At 28.1% G+C, this 21,122-nt stretch carries 19 protein-coding genes; 1 reads left to right on the plus strand and 18 read right to left on the minus strand.

Annotated elements, in window-relative coordinates; translation table 11 throughout:
- Window positions 1–25: 25 nt before the first annotated feature.
- The 17 genes from H0I27_RS09905 to H0I27_RS09985 form a co-directional block, all read right to left on the minus strand.
- Window positions 26–2,377, minus strand: coding sequence for a polysaccharide biosynthesis tyrosine autokinase (locus H0I27_RS09905; protein ID WP_218730552.1), 2,352 nt, complete (start codon window positions 2,375–2,377; stop codon window positions 26–28).
- A 14-nt stretch (window positions 2,378–2,391) separates the two neighbouring features.
- A complete protein-coding gene (locus H0I27_RS09910) occupies window positions 2,392–3,147 on the minus strand; it encodes a polysaccharide biosynthesis/export family protein (protein ID WP_218730553.1) in 756 nt (251 codons plus the stop codon).
- A 47-nt stretch (window positions 3,148–3,194) separates the two neighbouring features.
- Entirely contained in the window at window positions 3,195–4,316 is a 1,122-nt protein-coding gene (locus tag H0I27_RS09915) for an MraY family glycosyltransferase (protein WP_218730554.1), read from the minus strand.
- Window positions 4,317–4,328: 12 nt separating this feature from the next.
- Window positions 4,329–5,051 carry a WecB/TagA/CpsF family glycosyltransferase gene (locus tag H0I27_RS09920; RefSeq protein ID WP_218730555.1) on the minus strand — a complete coding sequence of 241 codons (723 nt, stop codon included), beginning with the start codon at window positions 5,049–5,051 and terminating at the stop codon, window positions 4,329–4,331.
- Between the two features lie 14 nt (window positions 5,052–5,065).
- Window positions 5,066–6,160 (minus strand): glycosyltransferase family 4 protein, encoded by a 1,095-nt coding sequence (locus H0I27_RS09925; RefSeq protein ID WP_218730556.1) that lies wholly within the window; start codon window positions 6,158–6,160, stop codon window positions 5,066–5,068.
- Entirely contained in the window at window positions 6,160–6,678 is a 519-nt protein-coding gene (locus tag H0I27_RS09930) for a serine O-acetyltransferase (protein ID WP_218730557.1), read from the minus strand. The genes H0I27_RS09925 and H0I27_RS09930 overlap by 1 nt, the downstream gene beginning before the upstream one ends.
- A gap of 83 nt (window positions 6,679–6,761) precedes the next feature.
- Window positions 6,762–7,673, minus strand: coding sequence for a hypothetical protein (locus H0I27_RS09935; RefSeq protein ID WP_218730558.1), 912 nt, complete (start codon window positions 7,671–7,673; stop codon window positions 6,762–6,764).
- A gap of 3 nt (window positions 7,674–7,676) precedes the next feature.
- Window positions 7,677–8,798, minus strand: coding sequence for an MBOAT family protein (locus H0I27_RS09940; RefSeq protein WP_254713072.1), 1,122 nt, complete (start codon window positions 8,796–8,798; stop codon window positions 7,677–7,679).
- Between the two features lie 354 nt (window positions 8,799–9,152).
- Window positions 9,153–10,256, minus strand: coding sequence for a glycosyltransferase (locus tag H0I27_RS09945; protein ID WP_218730560.1), 1,104 nt, complete (start codon window positions 10,254–10,256; stop codon window positions 9,153–9,155).
- Between the two features lie 6 nt (window positions 10,257–10,262).
- Window positions 10,263–11,192 carry a glycosyltransferase family 2 protein gene (locus tag H0I27_RS09950; RefSeq protein WP_218730561.1) on the minus strand — a complete coding sequence of 310 codons (930 nt, stop codon included), beginning with the start codon at window positions 11,190–11,192 and terminating at the stop codon, window positions 10,263–10,265.
- Window positions 11,193–11,199: 7 nt separating this feature from the next.
- Complete coding sequence (locus H0I27_RS09955) at window positions 11,200–12,492, minus strand: O-antigen ligase (protein ID WP_218730562.1); 1,293 nt, start codon at window positions 12,490–12,492, stop codon at window positions 11,200–11,202.
- Between the two features lie 113 nt (window positions 12,493–12,605).
- Window positions 12,606–13,739, minus strand: a complete 1,134-nt coding sequence (locus H0I27_RS09960) for a glycosyltransferase family 4 protein (RefSeq protein WP_218730563.1) — start codon at window positions 13,737–13,739, stop codon at window positions 12,606–12,608.
- A gap of 4 nt (window positions 13,740–13,743) precedes the next feature.
- A complete protein-coding gene (locus H0I27_RS09965; RefSeq protein ID WP_218730564.1) occupies window positions 13,744–14,883 on the minus strand; it encodes a glycosyltransferase family 1 protein in 1,140 nt (379 codons plus the stop codon).
- 84 nt (window positions 14,884–14,967) lie between these two features.
- Window positions 14,968–16,281 (minus strand): glycosyltransferase family 4 protein, encoded by a 1,314-nt coding sequence (locus H0I27_RS09970; protein ID WP_218730565.1) that lies wholly within the window; start codon window positions 16,279–16,281, stop codon window positions 14,968–14,970.
- A complete protein-coding gene (locus tag H0I27_RS09975) occupies window positions 16,271–16,837 on the minus strand; it encodes a serine O-acetyltransferase (RefSeq protein WP_218730566.1) in 567 nt (188 codons plus the stop codon). Before H0I27_RS09975 ends, H0I27_RS09970 begins: the two co-directional genes overlap by 11 nt.
- Window positions 16,830–18,281 carry a lipopolysaccharide biosynthesis protein gene (locus H0I27_RS09980; RefSeq protein ID WP_218730567.1) on the minus strand — a complete coding sequence of 484 codons (1,452 nt, stop codon included), beginning with the start codon at window positions 18,279–18,281 and terminating at the stop codon, window positions 16,830–16,832. Before H0I27_RS09980 ends, H0I27_RS09975 begins: the two co-directional genes overlap by 8 nt.
- Before the next feature lie 447 nt (window positions 18,282–18,728).
- Window positions 18,729–19,256, minus strand: a complete 528-nt coding sequence (locus H0I27_RS09985; protein ID WP_218730568.1) for a UpxY family transcription antiterminator — start codon at window positions 19,254–19,256, stop codon at window positions 18,729–18,731.
- A gap of 803 nt (window positions 19,257–20,059) precedes the next feature.
- Between H0I27_RS09985 and H0I27_RS09990 the strand changes: the two genes are divergently transcribed.
- Entirely contained in the window at window positions 20,060–20,764 is a 705-nt protein-coding gene (locus H0I27_RS09990; protein WP_218730569.1) for a hypothetical protein, read from the plus strand.
- A gap of 66 nt (window positions 20,765–20,830) precedes the next feature.
- Here H0I27_RS09990 and H0I27_RS09995 read toward each other — a convergent pair whose 3' ends face one another.
- The gene (locus H0I27_RS09995; protein ID WP_218730570.1) at window positions 20,831–21,109 is read right to left on the minus strand and encodes a hypothetical protein; all 279 of its coding nucleotides are present in this window, start codon (window positions 21,107–21,109) and stop codon (window positions 20,831–20,833) included.
- Between the last annotated feature and the right edge of the window lie 13 nt (window positions 21,110–21,122).

Genomic DNA, 21,122 nt, shown 5'->3' on the forward strand with positions numbered 1-21,122 from the left:
GAATTATATTTTTCAAATAGTTCTTTTATCCTCTTTTCCACCAAGACTTCTTAACCTCAGCTTCTCCATAACCGTAGCCATAGCTATAACCGTAACCATACTCTGCTTCTACATCTACATCATTCAATAAAACGGTCATATTAGGTAAACGTTTGTCTTTGTATAACTTTGCAGGTATTTCTAACAAACGTTTGTCTAAATAATTGGCTCTAATTGTATAAATAAACAAATCGGCACTTCTACCTAGTAACATAGTATCTGTTACTAATTTTACCGGAGCTGTATCAACAATTACAAAATCGTAATGTTCTTTTCCATACGCTAAAAGATCTTCAAAACGTCCGTTACTTAATAATTCCGAAGGGTTTGGTGCTATTACACCAGAGTGCAACACATCAATATTAAGTGCATCTACATGTTCAATTACATCAGGAACTTTTAACGAATTATCTGTTAAATAATGGGTGATTCCTTTACCTAATTTTATACCTAAATATTCTTCTAAACGAGGTTTTCTAATATCCGCACCAATTAATAATACTTTTTTGTTTGATAATGCCAATACCGCAGATAAATTTACAGAAATAAAAGTTTTACCTTCACTCGGTAATGTAGAAGTTATAAAAATAGTTTTTCCTCCATCTTTAATTCCGGCTCCAGAAAGCATAAAATCTAAATTTGTACGAATCATTCTAAAAGATTCAGACAAACCACTTCTATCATCTTTCTGAATGACTTTACTAGTATCCTTTGTTTTTGGAATTTCTCCCATTAAAGGTGCTTTTACAATAGATTCTACTTCTTTGGTGTTGTGTACTTTATTATCTAATAAAAATAACACATAAATAATTGCAAATGGTATTGCTAAACCTAATGAAATAGCAATCAAATATACCACTTTACCTTTAGCATTTATTGGGCTATCACTACCTCTTGCGGTATCAATTACTTTTGCATTAGGTACTGTTACTGCTAGTGAAATTGCATTTTCTTCTCTCTTTTGTAATAAGTACAGGTATAATGTTTCTATTATCTGTTGTTGTCTTTCAATATCCCTAAACTCTCTATCTTGTTTAGGTACAGAAGACATTCTATAACCTACTTTACTTTCTGCTTTTTTGGCATCAATTAAAGAAATAGTTAAAGATGATTTTAAGTTTACCAAACTTTGATAAATACTACCTCGTAACTGAGCAATTTGAGAGTTTAAATTAACAATTACTGGATTTTTAAGACTAGATCCTTTTAAAATTCTATTACGTTCTAAAATTAGCTCATTGTACTGAATACTGTTGCCGTCTAAATTACCATCATTTAAACCTAAATTAGCAGGTATTAAATTTTCTTTATTTTCAGTGATATAAGACATTACATAATCAGTTAACCTAATCTGCGTATTTAAATCTACAATTTTCTTTTCTAACTCTGCATTATTCTCTAGTACTATGGCCGCTTCCGCAGGAATACCAGTTAACCTGTTATTAGATTTAAAATCTTCTACTCCTTTATCTACAGCAGATAAGTCTTTTTCTATAACAGCCAACCTCTCATCAATAAAAGTACGAGTATTGTTACCTATTAAATTTTTACCAGCAACAGCATCTTCATTATACTGTCTTACCAATCCATCTAAAATTGCTGTTGATTTTTCTTTATTTTGAGATATTAAACTAAGTTCTAATAAGCTAGATTTTTCAAACATTAAACCTACTTGCAGCGCTCCTCTTAAACCTTCAACAACATTTTTTAATGCAGATATTCTAACCGTTATGGTTTCATTAATATTCTTAATTTCTGTCTTTGTAGGTGTTATCGTTATCTTACCAAAGACGGTACTTACACTCTCGCCAAAGACATGTTTCTTAACACTTTCATCTTCTGAAATAAGCTCAAATTGAGATGCAGATAGTACATGAATTTTAAATGTAGTATTTAAATTATATACTTTTTCTTTAGAAAAAAAAGTTATTTTAAAAGGTACTTCTGTATCATACAATTCTGTAATACGCCCTCTATCTTCTTTGTAAAATGTTGTATAGACTCCTAATTCCTTTACAACACGCTCCATAAGCGTATACGATTTTAAAACTCCTATTTCATTGTCTATCGATTTTTTTCCTCCTCCTATTAAACCTAAATCTTCAAAGGCAGAAAGCTCACTAGATAAACCACCATTACTGTCATCATCAATTAAAATTGTTGTTGCTACTCTATATTGGCTTGGTGTATAATAAGAATACGCATATGCTATTCCTATTGCTACTATTGTAGTAAAAACAAACCATTTCCAATGAAATAAATATTTTTCTAACTGTTCTCTTATATTTATAGGTTCTTCTTCCTGAAAAATATAATTTAAAGGGTTCTCTTGTTGCATAATTTAAAAAATAGTTATTGTATTAAAATGGCAATAATTGATATAAACGTGGCTATCGAAGTAAATATAACACTCGTATTTGCCCCTATACCAGAAGAGTTAATCTTACTTTTATTGGGTTCCACATAAATAAGATCGTTTTGTGACAAGTAGTAATATGGGGAATTAAATAAGGCTTTATTGGTAATATCTATAGGTATAAAAACACGTTCTCCATCTCGCTCTCTTATTAATGTAATATCTCTATTTCCATTAATTGTTAAATCTCCAGCTAAACCTAAAGCCTCTACAATGGTGATTCGTTGATTTTGAATTTGATATGTACCAGGCTTATTAACCTCACCCAAAACAGTTACTTTAAAATTGATGGTACTAATATTTATAATAGGATTAGATATATATTCTGCCAATTTTGTATGTAAAAACTCACTTAATTCGTTAGTTGTCATACCTGTTACTTTTAAAACACCTAATACCGGAAACTTAATTTCGCCACTAGCATTTACTAAATAGGGTAATGGTTTTGCACTTCCAATTGAATTATCTAAAATTGGAGTTTCATAAAGGTTAAAAGGTAAAACGGCTTCTGCATTTGCTGCAGATACATTTATATTTAATAAATCATCTTTTTGAATAGTAGGTTCATACTTTTGCAATCTACTATTTACTATCACCTTTTTTTTATCTCCGAAATACACAATCTTTTTTTTAGAAACACATGATGTGACTAAAAATAAAAGCAATACAGATGTTACATATAGATACTTCATTTTTTTTATAGATATTTAATTATTGATAAAATTCTTTTTTACAGTTATTATATTATACTTTCTATTTTCTCTTCTTTAATTTTTAAGCGTTCTGTATTAATACTACTTTTTAGTCTATAAAAAAGCAATAAAAACAATCCGAAAGCCAGAACAAACACACCTAACATTTGAAAACTATTTAAGTAAGTTCCTAATTTTATGATAAAGATTACAAATAGGTAATTAACAAGACCTAATAGCATAGTTGCCTTAAAATGAGACATACCAAAATCTATTAAAACATGGTGAGAATGGTTTCTATCTGGATAAAACGGACTTTTCTTTTGCAGTAAACGAACTCCAATTACTCTTAACAAATCGAACAAAGGAATACATAAAATAGCCATTAAAACAAAAAAGCCATTTTCTGGTTTAAATGTAAAATGACTATACATGCTAATATCTATCGCCATAAATCTTAAAGACAAAAAAGCAATACAAAATCCTATTAGTAAAGAGCCTGTATCTCCCATAAATATTTTTTTCTTGATAGAAAAATTAAAAAATAAATAGGCTAATAACATCCCAATAAAACTTAAACAGATTAAGTAATAGAAAAACAAACTAATAGCATAAAATATTAGGCTAAATACACTAAAGATTATAATTGCAATAATAGACGCCAAACCATCTATACCATCTATTAAATTATAGGCATTTATAATTGTTAAGACCAATAAAGTACTAGCAATATATACTAGCCATAATGGTATTTCATAAATCCCCAAAAAACCATACAAATTATTTCCTTCTAAAGCATTATGAAAAAACAAAAACAATACAGCCAATGCTTCCATAAATAGCTTTGCTTTTGGAGAAGAAACGACTAAATCATCTTTAACTCCTACCATAAATATGAGTGTAGTACTTGCTATTAAATTTAAACCAATATTTTCTGTATCGAAATGTTGAATAAAAAATAACATTAAAATTAAAGTTATAAAAAAGGCAACTCCAGCCATTGTAGGCGTTGCTCCTTTATGAGAACTACGCTCATTGGGTTTTTCATTTAAATTACGCCTTATTATTACCCAACTAATTTTAGGTATTATATAATAAACTAATAAAAGTGAACTGATAACAGTTAGTATGCTTACCACCGTTAAGTTAGACAAAAGTTGTTGTAGCATTTTTAGTAGGTTTTATTTATAATTTTTTGCTTTTAGCAAATCCCATAAAAAAAGGGGTGTAGACACAAAATTCCGTTTCCATAAACGTTTAGGTTCTCTTAATAATCTAGGGAACCATTCTAATCCTAATTTAATCCAAAAAGGACTAGATCTCTTTACGGTACCTGCATAAAAATCAAACACAGCACCAATACAAGTAATCACTTTAACATCTAAAAAGACACTGTTTGTATGTACCCATTTTTCTTGCTTAGGAGCCGTCATACCAACAAATAAAATATCTGGTTTGCATTTATTAACTGCGGCTATCATTTTAACATTATCCTCTTTAGAAAATTCCGGTTTATACGGTGGAGAATAACTATTTACAGTGATAGATGGAAACTCTTTTTTTATTCTTGTATTTATTAAACTTAAGGTATTATCAGAAGCTCCTAAATAAAAAACATTTAGTTTTTTTAATGCTGCTTCTTCTAACAAAAATTGATGTATATCTGCACCTGCAATTTTTTTTATCACTTTTCCATTAAGTACTTTGGTTGCTAAAACAATTCCGGTTCCATCTGGTAGCAATACATTACTTTCATTTAAAGCTTGACTAAAAAATTGATCTTTTTTAGCCTCACAATAAGAATGAGGGTTTATTGTATTAATTATTTTTTTTGTTTTAAAAAGTGACAATTCACTTAAATCGTTAGAATAAACCTTTTCTATAACATCTTTTAATTTAATCATCTCTTGGTTTTATTTTAGATAGAATTTAAAATATTAAACATATTTTTTTCAAAAATTTTCAACGTATAAGATTCTTCATATTTCTCTTTAGCAGCTATTCCTAAGCGATTTCTAAGAGGGACATCATTAATTAATATCTCTAACTTATTTGCTAAGTCAACTACATTTTGCTGCTCTACTAAAAAACCATTTACACCATCCTTTACAATTTCAGGTATTGCACCTTCAAAAGTTGTAACCATAGGTAAACCAAACTGAGAGGCTTCTAATAAGACTAATGGAAAACATTCATTATGATAAAACGTTGGCAATACAAATATGTCTGAAGAATTAAATATTGCTGTTTTATCACTATTATACTTTTTACCTAAATAAAAAACGTTATTTATCAATTGCAATTCTTTTAACTTTTCTGTAAATATTTCTTTTGTAACATCTCCTTCTCCTCCAACAAAATTGCATGTAAAGTCAACTCCTTTTTTATTTAGAATTTGTAGTGCTTTTAAAAGAACAATAAAACCTTTAGACGCTATTAAATTTGATAGAAATAATAATTTAGGTGTTTCATTTTTTAGCCGTTTAGTAACCGAGTCTTTATTTATAGGAGGTATTCCATTTGGGCAATAGTATACATCGTTTTCATCAACATATGTCTTAATATCAAAATATAAGTGCTTAGAAAGTAGGATCACTTTTGTGTTTTTGAATACCTTTTGATATAAAAAATTATCAAATCTTTTTTCTTGTCTCGTATGTACCCCTTTGTTATGAAAATGGAGTACTAATGGAACTCGGAAACACTTTACCAAAAACACAATAACAGCATCTTTATAAAAACCGAATCCCTTAGCCGTCATAGCTAAATAGATTAAATCGGGCTTGTTAACTAACAGTTGCTTAAACGTCTGAAAAACAATAGACAAATACCTTAAAATTTTTCCTAATGGATTTTTCCCTATTTCATCAATCGTTTTTGATGTTCCTAAATCGATATAATTGGTTTCAAAATTTCTATTAATTAAATCGCTTTCCTTTATAAATTGCCCCACCATAGAAGAACCATGTACCGGAGGTGGTAAATGCAAAAGGAATAGTATTTTTTTAGTCATTAAATATCTTCTTTTAAAACACTAATTACTTTTGCAGGATTACCGGCTACTACAGTAAAAGGAAGTACGTCTTTTACAACCACAGATCCCGCACCAATAACAGCATTATTACCAATAGTAATAGGACCAATAATTATACAATGAGGTCCAACTAATACGTTATCTCCAATTATAGGAGAACCTAAATCTTCTCCTTTTAAAGATTCTTTATTTCCGATGGTAGTATTATGTTTTAGAGTTACATTTTTTCCTATTACAACCTTGTTGTTTAAAACCAAACCAGTAACATGATGAATTACTAAACCTTCTCCAATAACCGTTGATGCTGGAATTTCACACTTCAATAAAAAATCCGTTATAAACTTGTATAAAATAATAACAGGAGAGAATAAGATTTTAGTAAAAATGTTATTCATTCTAATTCTAAAATATCGCATAAAGACATAATTGCAGACTACAATTTTTCCTTTAAAATTAGAATTCTGTTTTCCTGCTTGTATTATTTGAGAAATCAACATACTTTTATCAATAATGTCATAGAACTAAATTTGTACTTCTTATTTTTCCTATAAGAAATACTATTGTATTAATTGGAAGCGTACTATTTTTTTAAATATTCAATAAAACTAGCAGTAACTAGCTTTTGCCCTTCAGGATTTAAGTGTATTCTGTCATAAAACAAATCTGCATTAGCACTATATAACTCGTTATAATCTAAAAACTTTATATTATTAAACTTAGATTCAATGCTTTTGAAATAAGTTATTTCAGAATTAAATTTTCCAACTTCAGCGTTGTTATATATTGAGGAGGTTGGAACGTACAACAATATGATTTTCATGTTTTTTTGAGTAATCTTTTTTAATGTATTCTCAAATATTTTTCTATTCTCTTTTGTAGAAACAATCTTTCTAAAATCACCTTTTTTAATATCAGAATTCAAAGCAACTGTATCTAGAATTCCGACTTTTAAATTGTCCCAACTTTTTAAATAGCCTCTAAAACTACCACTTACTAGACCTTCGTTATATCTAGATGATTTTATAATTTGATGCTGCCAGAAATCTCCAAATGTTGCGTTTTCAAAAACATAATCATTAATTGTCTTTTCCCCCATAAAAGGATAAAACTGTTTGTAAGAGTTTTCACTTAATCCCTCTCCTGTAAACATCCAAGCATCTACAGCGTATACTACTAATTCTAATTGTTGATTACTTTTTAACAATTGATCTATCATTAAATCTCTTTCAACAATGTTTACTCCTTCTCTTGTATATTTAGAAACTTTTACATTAAGTTCTTTCTCCATCTTTACCTTATCAATACCTAACATTAAATGAGAGTGACCAACAAGCGCAATTTCATTATCCGTATATAAACCATAATATTTATATAACCCATTTAATAGAAAATAATTAACTCCGTTATCTAAAACAATAAGCAATAACAGAAATAGTAATCCTTTTTTTACGTAGTCCTTAAAAAGCTTGTTGCTAATCTCCTTTTTAATCATAATTTAAAATTGAAAATAAATAAAAGCATTCGAAGACATTCCAAATAAAGCAATTGTAATTAACAAAAAGGCATAAGACAGCCACTCAACAAAACTTGGCAATTGAGTTTTTGAAAAGTAAATGGATACCTTATTTTTGAATTGCAAAATTTGCACTCCTATTAAAAATAAGATTAACAATACAGAAAGTACTGTTGTTACAGAGGATCCACCTGTCCATAATTGCCCTGAAAAACTAATTATTTTTGTAATAATCAAGAAAGCATCAGAAACAGAATTTGCTCTAAAAAATATCCAAGCAAAACAGACCAAAATAAATACAATAATAATTTTAATAAATTTATAGTATCCTTTTTTCATTACATCGTCAGCTCCTATTAATACTAGCATTTTTTTACCAATAAATTCAATAAAATAATAAAAGGCATGCAACGCTCCCCATATAACAAAAGTCCAATTGGCTCCATGCCAAAGCCCACTAAGTAAAAACACTACCAAAATATTAAATGCCCAACGACTAATTGAAACACGGTTTCCTCCTAAAGGAATATATACGTAATCACTAAACCAAGTTGATAAAGAAATGTGCCAACGTTTCCAAAACTCTCCTATAGAATTCGATAAATAAGGTAAATTAAAATTCTGCATTAAACGAAATCCTAACATTCTTGCACTACCAATAGCCATATCTGAATACCCACTGAAATCACAATAAATCTGAAAAGTAAAAAATACAGTTGCTACTATTAATGTTGGACTCGAATGTGCTTCTGGATTGTTAAAAACCGAATCTGAATAGACAGATAATCTATCTGCAATTACTATTTTTTTAAATAAACCCCAAATAAACAATTTTGCTCCTTCTACAAATCTTTTAATATCAAATTCATGTTCCTCATAAAATTGCTGTAGTAAATTAGTGGAACGCTCTATAGGTCCTGCAACTAATTGAGGAAAAAAAGCAACATAGGTTGTAAATCTAACTAAGCTAGTTTCTACACCTACCCTATTTCTATAAATATCTATAGAGTAACTTAATGCCTGAAAAGTAAAAAATGAAATTCCGACTGGTAGTATAACATTTAAAGTATATTTATTCGCATGGACATCAAAAAAATTGGCCAAATTAGAAAATGAATCAATAAAAAAATTGGCATATTTAAAATAAAATAAGGGCAACAATGAAAACATCAGTGCAATTGCAAACCATTTCCTTTTTGCCTTTTTAGTAGCAGCATAAAATATTTTTTTTCCACAAAAAAAATTTAAAACACTTACTCCAAACATTAGCAATGCAAATTTCCAACTCCATACCGAGTAAAAAATATAGGACGCAATTAATAGAAAATGTATGCGCCATTTATGTATTAGAGAAAAGTAAATAACTAAAACAACTAAAAAAAAGAATACATACTGCCAAGAATTAAATAGCATAATTTATTTATAGGTTTATATTTTTTGATATAACTATAGAGACTATTATATGTTTTTTAATAAGTCTTGCATTTTTTGATCAAAAGTAAAAGGCATTGCGCTATCTCTTAATTCAGTAATACTAGTCTCTAATGGTTTCGCTTCTTCAAAGGCTTGTTGTAACTTCGTTGATAAATCATTTTCGGCATCAGGATTAAATAACACCCCATTATTCTCATTTATCAATGATGATGCACCTGCAACACTTGAACATAAAACACGACAACCACCAACTAAAGCTTCATTAACAACTGCTCCAAAAGGCTCATAGGTACTTGGTAAAACAAATAATTGAGAAAAAAGATACCAATTGTATAATTCTACACCTTCTTTTCTACCTATAAATAAAACGTCCTCTAAAATGCCTAATTTTTGTGTAAACTCAATTAATTTTTCTTTCAAAACTCCTTCTCCAACAATTACCAGTTTTTTATCACTTCCTTTAACATTGGAAAAACATTTTATTAGAAAAAATAAATTTTTAACAGCTACTAATCGTCCAACATAAAGCAATATTTTTTTATCTTTTAAATCATATTTGACAATATTTGTGTTGGCTTGATTTATAGCATTTGAATATTTTTTTACAAGTGATTTTTCTGAATGAATAACAGGAAAATCAAGTGTATTATTGGTAATGCTAACATTGTTTTTATACCAATTAGAAACCTCTTTACTCGTAAACACAACTCCATTAATATTCTTTGAAATAAAATTTCTAAAAAACAACCTCAAGCCTTTTCTGTCTTCAGAATTTTTTATACTATCATCACTTAGAGTGTATATTTTAATTTTAGGGTTCCAAATTTTACAATACAGAAATGCTAATAACGTAATTTGACTATATTCTGCACAAAAAATAATATCTGGATTTTCTTTTTTAATAATTGAAAAAACACCGGTTCTTATTGATCTTCCCAAAACTTCGAAGCCATTAGAAACATAGTTACATTTAAAATTACAAAGAGATTTTAAGTTCTCTTGATTAAATTTTTGATCACTAACATTTTTTAAACTAAAATAAAATGAAGCTAAATAATACTCATTTAAAGAATTAAAAAAATCTACTCTGTAAGGTGCTAAGGCAGGATGAAAAATTAATGCTTTCATTTAATTTTATTTTTGATTCTTCTTTAAAATCTTGTTTAAAACTGAACTCGGAACTATTGTTAGAAATAAGTAAGCGTAAACTACTTTATTTGAAGGGTTATAATATATCGCTTCTAAAGATTCTTTAATTGATTTATATCTTAAGCCTAATCTTAAATAAATGGAAGCTCTCATTTTTTTCCAAGAAGAAATGTATTCTTTTAAACAAGTTACATCCTTATTTTTTTTATATAAATCATATAATTCCTGACCTACTATATCTATTTTTTCTGGTATTCTATTCGGTTTATTGTCATAGGTATGTGCACTATCTTGCACAAAAACAGCCAATGCATTTAAATTATAAGCAATCTGATTTTTAATTGCCAATTTAGCCCATGTTAATAAATCCTCTCCAGATTTAATACCCAATGGAAAACCATTAATTTCTAGTAACGCTTCCTTTTTGATTACAATAGCAGAAGACCAAAGTGGCGGATGAGAACAGGAAGCTACTTCAAAATAATTAATTAAGATTCCTGTATCTCCTTTAAATGGAATTTTATTTAATTTTATAGGTGTCTGTTTTCCTTTATAATCTTCCATTAAATAAGCAGTTGCCAATACATTGCTATTTGGGTACTTTTTTGACAGTGCTTTAATTTCTTTCAGGTAATTTACATTCCATATATCATCTGCGTCTAAAAAGGCAATCCATTCATATTTAGCTTTATCAACTCCTGTATTACGAGCAACCGAAACACCAGAATTATTTTGATATATTAATCTTATTAATGGATGCTCTAATTTAGATACAATTTTATCTGAACCATCTGTAGAACCATCATTAACAATAACTATTTCATCTGGTAAAACAGTTTGGTTTAAGACTGTTTTAATAGTATTAACAATACTATCTTTCTTATTGTAAAGCGGAATAACAATACTTATTTTCATGATAAAATTACTTTCTTTTAGATTTCATTACCAAAGCAAAACCAAAAAATATATAAGGATAACTTAAGGTAATTAAAGAATAGTTTACAACATTGTCTGTAAACGCTGTTGCCATAATACCACACAGAGAAGTACCTGCAATAAATGCAGCATATCTTGCAGAAACATTATTTTTTTTATTGTTATAAATTCGAAATGCTTGCCAAACAAAACTTATTATTATGAGTAAGTATAAAACGAATCCTATTTGGCCGGTATCACAAAGTATTTGAAGGTAATCGTTATGAGCTATTCTTATTACTCCAAAAGGATGATTTCCAGAATAAAAACGAGCTTGCATTTGCCCTAAACCCGCACCCATTAATTCATTTCCTTTATAGAAAACTTTTAAACTCCATTCCCACATTGCAAAACGACCATTACTATCAATAGTGTCTGGTGATATTTTACCACTCATATTAAGAACTTCTTCTGCACTATTAAAAGAAGTCCTAAACATTTTATCTCTTACTGTAGGCACAAATAAAACAGACGCTACAAAACTGGCAATTATCAATACAAATACAGGAAGTGCTTTTAACTTATACTTAAAAAAGGACACCGCTAAAAAAAAGACACCAATACCTATTAAACCTGTTCTAACACTCTCTACTATTGGAATACTAATAAAAAGAAGTATGGCAAATAATACATATTTCTTTTTTGAAAACTTGTACAATAATATTCCAGTACCTATAAAAAATGGATTTACATCTATTACTGCAGGAGGCCACCATAAAATAGGGTTATAAATAGAATAGATGGGAATAATTTTCATCAATACAATACATCCATTTATAAAAACACCTGCTAAAAAACTTATTTTTAACGCTTTTATAAAAAATACATCTGTAATTTTTATAGAAGTAACAACCAATATGACTAAAAAAGGAAATAAAAATTTAAAAAAGACACGAATACCATATCCTTTTTCAGTTGTTAAAACCAACGAAAAAAGAAGCCAACACAAATACAAGGCGTAAATTTTAAGCATTGGTGATGAAAACATTTGAATGCCATACTTAAATAATAACCCTAATAAAAATACCATCCAAATTAATAACAACAATGCAGAAAAATTCCCTGCCTGTACAATTGCTGTCGCTAATAAGAATAAAATAAAACGTTGTTGCGTGTTTACTTTAAATTTAACTCTTTTATTCCAAGTAGTACTTACCAAATAGGTTTTACCTAAAAAGGCATATTCAAAACCATAAATGATTACAATTAAAAAAGCTAATAAACTTAATCCTATAGCCATTTATATTTGAAGATATAAAAACATTCTTTTCTGATTAAAAACAACATTTTCTAATCGTTTTATATAAAGTTGTAATTTCTTTATATAATTAATGTATATTTTTATTAGAATATTCATATTGTATCATTAAATAATTTAGTCCACTTTCTCATAATTTCATCTATATGAAAACGTTTCACATTCTGCGATGCTTTTTCTCCCATTAACAACCTTAATTCCTTATTTATCATTAATTTTTCTAAAGATTTTGAAAAAATTTCTACGTTAAAATCCGCTATTAAATAACCGTCTTTCTCATCAGTTATAATTTCTGAAGGACCACATTCACAATTAAAAGCTACACAAGGGACCCCACATTCCATTGCTTCTGTTAACACCAACCCAAAGCCTTCATATCTTGACGGAAAAGCTAGTATAGAACTATTTAATAATGCTTCTTTAATCTTTTTTGTTGGTGGTTTTAATAAAATTATATCTTGTAAATTATAACTTTTTATAAGCTCTAATAAATAATCTTGATCTTGACCTTCACCATAAATCGTTACTTTCCAATCGGGATTATTTTTTGCAATTAAACTAAAACCTTTAATTAATAAGTCAAATCCTTTTTGCGCTATAAACCTACCAATGGCTATAATTTCTTTTTGTTTACCATTCGATTTCTCTATAGAATTAAAAGATAAAGGATTTGAAATTACAGAACTATTTACAGGATTATTCCACAGTAATTGATCTTTTTCTGTTAACAACACAAACTTATCATACTTTAAAACTACCCTTTGCTGCTTGTACTGTAGATACGAAGCATATAATTTCCGAAGCCATCTAAATGATAGATTAGGTATATTCGACATTAAGTGACTCAAATAGTTTTTAGAGAAATGAAATTCGATAATTTTTTTACTACCATCCTTAATCGTATGTAAAAACTGATATTCATCTCCAAACATACTAATAGTGATATCAGGTTTTAATTTGAATAATTTTTTAGATAACTCCTTTTTAAACTTTTTTCTATCCGTTTTAAAAATTAGATTTAAAATATTACTGTTAGACTGTTTTAAATTTAAATTTTCTACAGTTATATTTTTATCAAGATCAAAAAAACAACCGTTTTTATTATCAGTTCTAGAAATAATAATTACCTCAAATTTTCCTTGAGATGCAAGCCAATTAACCTTAGAAGTTAAAACGCGTTCCATACCGCCAGAATTTTCTAAAGAATTAATAATATATACAATTTTCATTCTATTAATTAATGGCTAAATGTTTATTATAAATAGTAATATATTTTAAAGCTGTATCTCTCCAAACAAATTTGGAAGCTTGTACCAATCCTTTCTTTTTTAATTCATCTATGTCAAAAGACTTATTTTCAAATTGTTCGAGCGCATAACAAATATCCTCTGGTTCTGAAGATTTTAGATATAAAGCAGCATTCGCCCCCACTTCTTTTAGAGAACTATTACTACATGCTATAACAGGGCAACCACAAGCCATGGCTTCTAAAATAGGCAATCCAAAACCTTCATAAGAAGATGGAAACACCAACGCTGTTGCTCCATTGTACATGATAGATAATTCGCTATCTGTAATGTTCGATATAAAATGAATTCTTTCTTTGCATTTAGATCTCTCTATCATTTCTAAAACATACAAAGGTGGATTTCCCCAAATAAGTACTAAATCATTCATAGGAGACTGTTCAGATAACTGTATATATGCTTCAACTAACTTGTGTGTATTTTTACGTTCTGCATTACACGATACGCTTAAAAAGTATGGAGAATCAATTCCAACTACCTTTTCAATTCCTTTTTTTAGTAAATCATCTTTTGATAATTCATAAAACACCTCGTGTTTTACTCCCCAATAAACTACATCAATTTTAGAGGGATCTATTTGCATCGTTTCAACAATATCTTTTTTAGAGGCTTCAGAACAAGTTATAATCCCTTTACACTGCTGCATTAAAGGCGGTACATCTTTTACCATTTGATTATGATTAAAAGCTTTTTCTTGTATTTTCATAAATAAGGCATCATGTAAAGTTATAATGGCTTTTTCGGGTTTATAAATCCGAGCATAATTATGAGGAACGTGCATTAAGTCGTATTTTGTAAAGCTTTCTTTTATTGGTAATTTTTCAATTATTTTATTGATAACTTCTCGATGTGGCAGGTATAAATGTTTTGTTTTAAAATCATCAATAAAATCTTTTGCTCCAATGCCTTTCATGTTTTGAGAATACAAAGTAATCTCAAAAGGTAAATCTTCTTCTAATTTAGAAAACGAATCAATTAACTCTAAAGTAGTTCTGCCAACTCCTGTAGTTTTACCCGTTAATAAATAAGGAACAACAGAATTAATGTCAAATAATATTTTTTTCATAATTACCTATAAACCCTGGACAATTGATACTTAAGAAATAATCTAATTTTAGAAGTCGATGAAATAAATGCTCTCTTAAGTTGTTTATACAAAACCTCTATAAACTTTCATTAAATCTTGTACATGATTATCTATTAAGTTTACTTTTAAAGTGGTTTTTTGTTTTAACTTAAGTAATAAATCTGGCGATTCTATTATCTCTATTATTGCTTTCTTTAAAGCATTAACATTATTAGGAGCTATTAATAAACCATTTTTATTGTGAATAATTTGCATTTCTGCTCCACCACATTTTGTTGCTATTACAGGTTTACCCATTAGTAAAGATTCAGCGATGGTAAGTCCAAATACTTCTAAAAAGAAAGCAGGATGTATCATAACATCAAACATTTTTATTTTTTCATTTACTTCACCTGGAAGTACTTTACCATGCCAAATGATATTTTCGTTTTTGTATTTTTTTTTCAAATATTTTAAATACTTTTCTTCCAAATGATTACCTGTACCTCCTATAACATGAATTTCTGCAGGTAAGGTTAAATTATTAAAGGCTTCCAACATAACATGTACACCTTTCTCTCTGCAAATTCTTCCTATATAAAAAAACTTTACGGGTTTCTTTTCTTTTGATACTTCTATGTCTTTCTTTACCTCAGTAATTTTATTTACATTTATAGAAGGTATTCCATGAGTAATAACTTTTATTTTATTTTCCGGAGCTCCATTCCGTAACATTGCTTTTTTAATAGCTGTTGATGGAGCTATTAATAAACTTGCATTATTAAAAATATTTTCCCATTCCATTTTTTTATTCTCTATAGAAAGGGTAGTAGTAACAATGGGTGTAACATAATAAATAAAGGGAATTTTATTAAATACTTTACCAATTGCTAACCGTAATTTAAATGGAATAAACTTTTGTAGTGTTAAAGTAAATGTACCTCCCTTTACATTCCTTAATACACAAGGTAAACAGTTGGTACCTGATGCTGCAACCGTACAAATTTTATCTTTAGAATTTAACAATGCTCCTGCCGGACAAACTAAACCACCATGATGCGCCGTAACAACACATGGTATACCTAATGATTTACAGGCCAAAGAAAAAGGAGCCTTAAAACCATGAAGATGCACTATTGTTGGTTTAATCTCTTTTATAAAATTTCTTAATTCTAATAAATCTCCCTCTAACATTTTATTCGTAAAAGTATAAACAGGTTTTTCTTTATAGTGAGATAACTTTGACCCAGAAATTACTGGTGTTGCAATACTAACATCTATATCTTGCGTAATCATTTGGTTTACGATGTTCTTTACATAAACCTGACCTCCTCCATAATTAGAGAAAAAATTAGCTGATGATATTATTAAAATCTTTAAAGGTTTTTCATCGTTCATCTGCCTTTGTATACTTTATTATTTTTGCAGGAATACCCACAATAGTTATATTAGATTCAGGAAAAGATTTTGTAACAACTGTATTTGCTCCAATAGCAACATCATTACCAATTTTTATATTACCCATTAATTTAGCACCAGGACCTATGTAAACATTACTCCCAATAATTGGAACTCCATTATTATTAATTCCTATATTAACACCAGCTTGTAATACACAATTAGCTCCTACTTTTGCAAAAGGATGAACAACGATTGTTCCATAATGTGGTATTCTAAGACCTGGCCCAAAAACATTTGGTGGTATTGAAAAACCTAATTTATAGCCTAACTTTTTATATTTAACTAGATAATATTTTCGCTTTAATCTAGATGCTATGTCTTTTTTATTTGCATTCAAATAATATTCATAATGTCTTAAATATTTAAGAAATAACCATAATAAATTAGGTGTAAAAATTGTTAAAAACAATTCGTAATTAGTTAAAGAAATTATATCATTAGCTTTAGCATCTTCCTGAAGATAGAGCTTTAAGATGTTTTTATTTTTAACCATTTTTTATGTTTAACACTTCTTTAATTTCTTTGACCATTAAAATTAAATCCTTTTTCATGAACACAAAATAGAAAGTCAAAAACACAATTAAAAAAGTAATTGAAGAGATTAAAAGGTCTATATGTAAGATCTGTAAGTAAACATATTGTTTCAATCCAAAAATAATTAGTATTGAAACTAGGTAGATTACCATATTTTTAATTGAGATGTAATACAATTCATTTTTAAAGTTTAATTTTTCTGAAATCACTATTAAACCTGTAAAAAAAACAATAATCTGAGCACAAACGAAGCCTATTAAATAGCTATTTAAATTCCCATAAAACAAAAAAATAAAATTTGCAAAAAACAATATCTTACTAAAAACATTAATCTTTAAATACAACCCAGACAACCCTTTACTTAATAATATATTATAAAATAAATTAAAAATTTGTGGTGCAAAAGCACCAAATATAATTATTTGAAATATACGTACTGAAGGTTCCCATTTATCAGAAAATAACAATAATATAATTTCATGTGCTCCAACTAAAAATACCCCGCAAGCAAGAAAAGACACAAATGAAATTATCTTAAAAAGTTTTAAAACTGTATTTTTATATACAATTGGTTCGTTATTAATAGTACTTAAACTAGGTAATAAAATATTTGATAATGTAGAAGCTGTATATCTAAATGAAAAATTTTCTAAAGATTTTGACCTATAGTAATATCCTAAAGTGGCTGGATTTAATATTTTTCCAATTATTAACGAATCTAAATTTATAAATATAGTATCTAAAACTCCTGTTAAAAAAATTTTCGATCCAAATCCCCATAATTCTTTTACTGCCTTCAGACTAAAAACTAGTTTAAAGCGAAACTTACTTAGTACAAAAATTAAAATATTGTTAAGTATTTCTGAAATCAATATTTGTACAACCAAACTCCATACTCCATAACCATTATATGCCATATATACAGCTATAAAACCACTAATAAAAGCAGATATAATATTGGATACAGATATGATCTTAAAATTCATGATCCTTCTTAAATACGCTCTGGTTACATTACCAAATGAATTTATAACAAAACTAAAAGACATAACTCTAATAAGATTTGTTAACACCTCTTTCTCATAAAAATTGGCAACCAATGGAGCTGTAAAAAAAACAAGCCCTCCTAAAAAGACTCCCATAATTACATTCATAAAAAAAACAGAAGCGTAATGTTCATTAGTTACATTAGTACGCTGAACTAAAGCTGTACTAAAACCAAAATCTAAAAAGACATTTGCTAAATTTATAAAAACGGTAATTATGGCCAATAAACCAAAATCTTCAGGTAATAAAATTCTAGCTAAAATTATGGATACAAAAAAGCCAACTCCCTGCAATCCTAATTTTCCTACAAAGTCCCAAACAAGACCTGTTAAACTTTTTTTCTTTAAACTTGTCATTTAACTTTATATCCTATTTTCAGAATATTAACTTCTTCACTGTATTGAAGACTCTACCTCAATATTATTAATAGAATTACACTCTCTTAAAACTAGATTATTTAAAAAAACTCCTTTACTTTCTAACATATAAATAATTGTAGACAACGAAACTTACTAATACCCCATTAAAATCCTTTTTTACAAATGCCTATTGGCTTAAGTTCTTTTAACGCTGCATCGTTACTATCTAAAAAAACATTATCAGTTAGATAAATCTAAAATTCCTTTTAATAAAACAGTTGATTTTTATGGAAACATTATAAAATTCACAACAGCAATTAATACCATACCTACTGTTGCTACTAATGCAACTCTTAAAACTTTTTTAATTACGCTCATAGCTATCTGTTTTTATTAATTAATAAATATATTTTATTTTGAAACAGTCTTTTAAATTAAAAAGCATCATACTTTTTGCAGACTATTTATAGGTAATGTTACTTCTACATAACTTCCTAAGGCTTCCATTTCAATAATCACTTTGTCTTTACCTGAATTAGATAAATAGTTCCCATACAAACCTTTAAAGGCTCCTTCAGAAACTGTTATTTTTGTTCCTTTAGCGAAATCTGTTGGTCTCTTATACACTGTGGTTAGTGAATAACTATTTGTAGATAAAATTCTTAAATTTTCAATTTCATAATTTTTAACTACAGCATAATTTCCTAAATATTTTAAAATAGTTAGTACCCCTGCTGTTGGGTAAATTTGAGCTAAATTTTTCTGGGTTGACTTTACAAAAACATAAGAATTAATAAAAGGAACTTGTGTTTTCTTTTTACGATCACTCCATTGTTTAACTACAGTTTGCATTGGCAAAAAAGTATCAAACCCAGCAACAGATAGTCTTTCCTTTACTTTTTGTTCGGCCTTAGGTCTTGTATAAACGGCAAACCATTGTAATTCTTCTTTTCTTTTTCTGATTGTATTCATACTGTAACGTTTTTCTTATCTCCAATTAATATGTGTTTATATTAACTACAACAGTAATGGTTATTAATATTTTAAGGGGAAATTTGTGTACGTGAAAAACTTCTTGATAAAGGAGTATATTCAACAGTAAAAATTAGGGGAAGGTATTTGCATCTATTTTACGGCTTCGCCATCGAAAATCACATTCTGAGTAGTAAATTATAGAAATTTAAAACTAAAAAAAATGACGACGATGCTAGTACTTAGAAAAATAAAAATGATATATAATAAATAATTTAGGGAGAAATTTACTATTGTTTATTGATACCAATATAAAATGGATTTGATAAACAGTAGATTAATTATTTATATTTATACAGTGCTAATTTATACCATTTTGATTCTTGAACAAATTTAATTAACAAAAAAAATCTGTTTTTTTATTAAGCTCTATTCTTCCTCATAAATAATAAAACCAGATATTAAGTTTTAAGTAATTTTATAAGAATAATTTTACATTTTTAGGAATAACAACATCAAAAAACAGATATTTTATAAAAAAATGAATTAAATCTACATGTCTACTTATTATATAAAAAAAGAAGATAATTACTATTCAAGATAATTTATCCACTTTCAATTTATAAAAAAATAAGTATTAACCTTTATAATTTAGGGTAAAACACTCTTTTATAATTTATAAAAAAATATTACTTTCTATAATTTATGTTAAAGTGCTTTTCTTAATATAGAATAATTAGCAAAAATCTTAAATTTGAAAAAACTGTACATAAATTTTATGTATTAAATTAAAAACCAAATTCATGAAAAAACAATCATTATTAATCGCTTTATTAATTTCAATTTTATTTACAAGTTGTGCAGACAAAGTAGAGAAAAAAGCAAATACGGAAGAAAATGAAACGACAGAACTAAAGCAAATTGCTAAAAAAGAATTAACATTCACCAATGAACAGTTTTATGACGCTGATGGAAAATTCTTAGAAGAAAAAGCAAAAGATGCATTAATGGAAATGTTAGCTTATCACGATTACCCTGTTTTCGAAGGTTTACGTGAAAGAATTTGGCTTACCGATTATAAGAAAGGAAAATATGCCGAATTAGGTTTAGCTTCTATAATGTTTGTAAACAATGAAGTAGATAAATACATGCTTATGGACATCTTTTTACTTCCAGGTCAAATGTTAGGAGAGCACATGCACTTTGCTGCTGATGGGAACCCTGCAAAAATGGAAGGTTGGGTTGTAAGACACGGAAAAAGTTATGTAGCTGGTGTTGGTGTTGACAATAGAGCCGATTTCCCTCAAGTTATAGTTCCTCAGTTTCACTGGGATGGAAAAGTAACAGCAAATCATATTATTGAAGCAAATGAAGGTGATTTTGCTAAATTAGAAGAAGTTGAATCTGCGCATTGGCAAATGGCGGGTCCTGAAGGTGTAGTAATTACAGAAGTTGGTAATGTACATACAAATGCTGGTGTTAAAAGGTCTGACCCTGCAATGAATTAATAAGAGAATAATTATTCTTGATAAAAAAATAGCTTGGAAAAATTTCCAAGCTATTTTTGTTTTTACCTATATTTCCCCCTCTATATCATCAACATCTAAATCTCCATCCTCATCAAAAGAATCTTCATCTTCTGCATAATCCTCCATAGTCTGTTCTAGCTTAGAACTGATTTTTACAAGATAAATAGTTTCTTCTGTCTTCACTTCTACTGCTTTTACAGTTTCTCCTTTTGCATTTTTAAAGGAAATAATATCTTCATAGTCATATCCGTCAGGATACTTTTCTACCAACATATCTAATATATCAGTAGTCAATTTTGCGTATTCTACGATTACTCTTTTCATTTTTATATTTTTT

The sequence above is a fragment of the Polaribacter sp. HaHaR_3_91 genome (assembly GCF_019278525.1).
Taxonomy (GTDB): Bacteria; Bacteroidota; Bacteroidia; order Flavobacteriales; family Flavobacteriaceae; genus Polaribacter.

Bases quoted from the DNA above. Each gene is read 5' to 3' on its own strand.
- H0I27_RS09905 (WP_218730552.1), bottom strand. From the start codon at position 2,377: ATGCAACAAGAGAACCCTTTAAATTATATTTTTCAGGAAGAAGAACCT.
- H0I27_RS09910 (WP_218730553.1), bottom strand. From the start codon at position 3,147: ATGAAGTATCTATATGTAACATCTGTATTGCTTTTATTTTTAGTCACA.
- H0I27_RS09915 (WP_218730554.1), bottom strand. From the start codon at position 4,316: ATGCTACAACAACTTTTGTCTAACTTAACGGTGGTAAGCATACTAACT.
- H0I27_RS09920 (WP_218730555.1), bottom strand. From the start codon at position 5,051: ATGATTAAATTAAAAGATGTTATAGAAAAGGTTTATTCTAACGATTTA.
- H0I27_RS09925 (WP_218730556.1), bottom strand. From the start codon at position 6,160: ATGACTAAAAAAATACTATTCCTTTTGCATTTACCACCTCCGGTACAT.
- H0I27_RS09930 (WP_218730557.1), bottom strand. From the start codon at position 6,678: ATGTTGATTTCTCAAATAATACAAGCAGGAAAACAGAATTCTAATTTT.
- H0I27_RS09935 (WP_218730558.1), bottom strand. From the start codon at position 7,673: ATGATTAAAAAGGAGATTAGCAACAAGCTTTTTAAGGACTACGTAAAA.
- H0I27_RS09945 (WP_218730560.1), bottom strand. From the start codon at position 10,256: ATGAAAGCATTAATTTTTCATCCTGCCTTAGCACCTTACAGAGTAGAT.
- H0I27_RS09950 (WP_218730561.1), bottom strand. From the start codon at position 11,192: ATGAAAATAAGTATTGTTATTCCGCTTTACAATAAGAAAGATAGTATT.
- H0I27_RS09955 (WP_218730562.1), bottom strand. From the start codon at position 12,492: ATGGCTATAGGATTAAGTTTATTAGCTTTTTTAATTGTAATCATTTAT.
- H0I27_RS09960 (WP_218730563.1), bottom strand. From the start codon at position 13,739: ATGAAAATTGTATATATTATTAATTCTTTAGAAAATTCTGGCGGTATG.
- H0I27_RS09965 (WP_218730564.1), bottom strand. From the start codon at position 14,883: ATGAAAAAAATATTATTTGACATTAATTCTGTTGTTCCTTATTTATTA.
- H0I27_RS09970 (WP_218730565.1), bottom strand. From the start codon at position 16,281: ATGAACGATGAAAAACCTTTAAAGATTTTAATAATATCATCAGCTAAT.
- H0I27_RS09975 (WP_218730566.1), bottom strand. From the start codon at position 16,837: ATGGTTAAAAATAAAAACATCTTAAAGCTCTATCTTCAGGAAGATGCT.
- H0I27_RS09980 (WP_218730567.1), bottom strand. From the start codon at position 18,281: ATGACAAGTTTAAAGAAAAAAAGTTTAACAGGTCTTGTTTGGGACTTT.
- H0I27_RS09985 (WP_218730568.1), bottom strand. From the start codon at position 19,256: ATGAATACAATCAGAAAAAGAAAAGAAGAATTACAATGGTTTGCCGTT.
- H0I27_RS09990 (WP_218730569.1), top strand. From the start codon at position 20,060: ATGAAAAAACAATCATTATTAATCGCTTTATTAATTTCAATTTTATTT.
- H0I27_RS09995 (WP_218730570.1), bottom strand. From the start codon at position 21,109: ATGAAAAGAGTAATCGTAGAATACGCAAAATTGACTACTGATATATTA.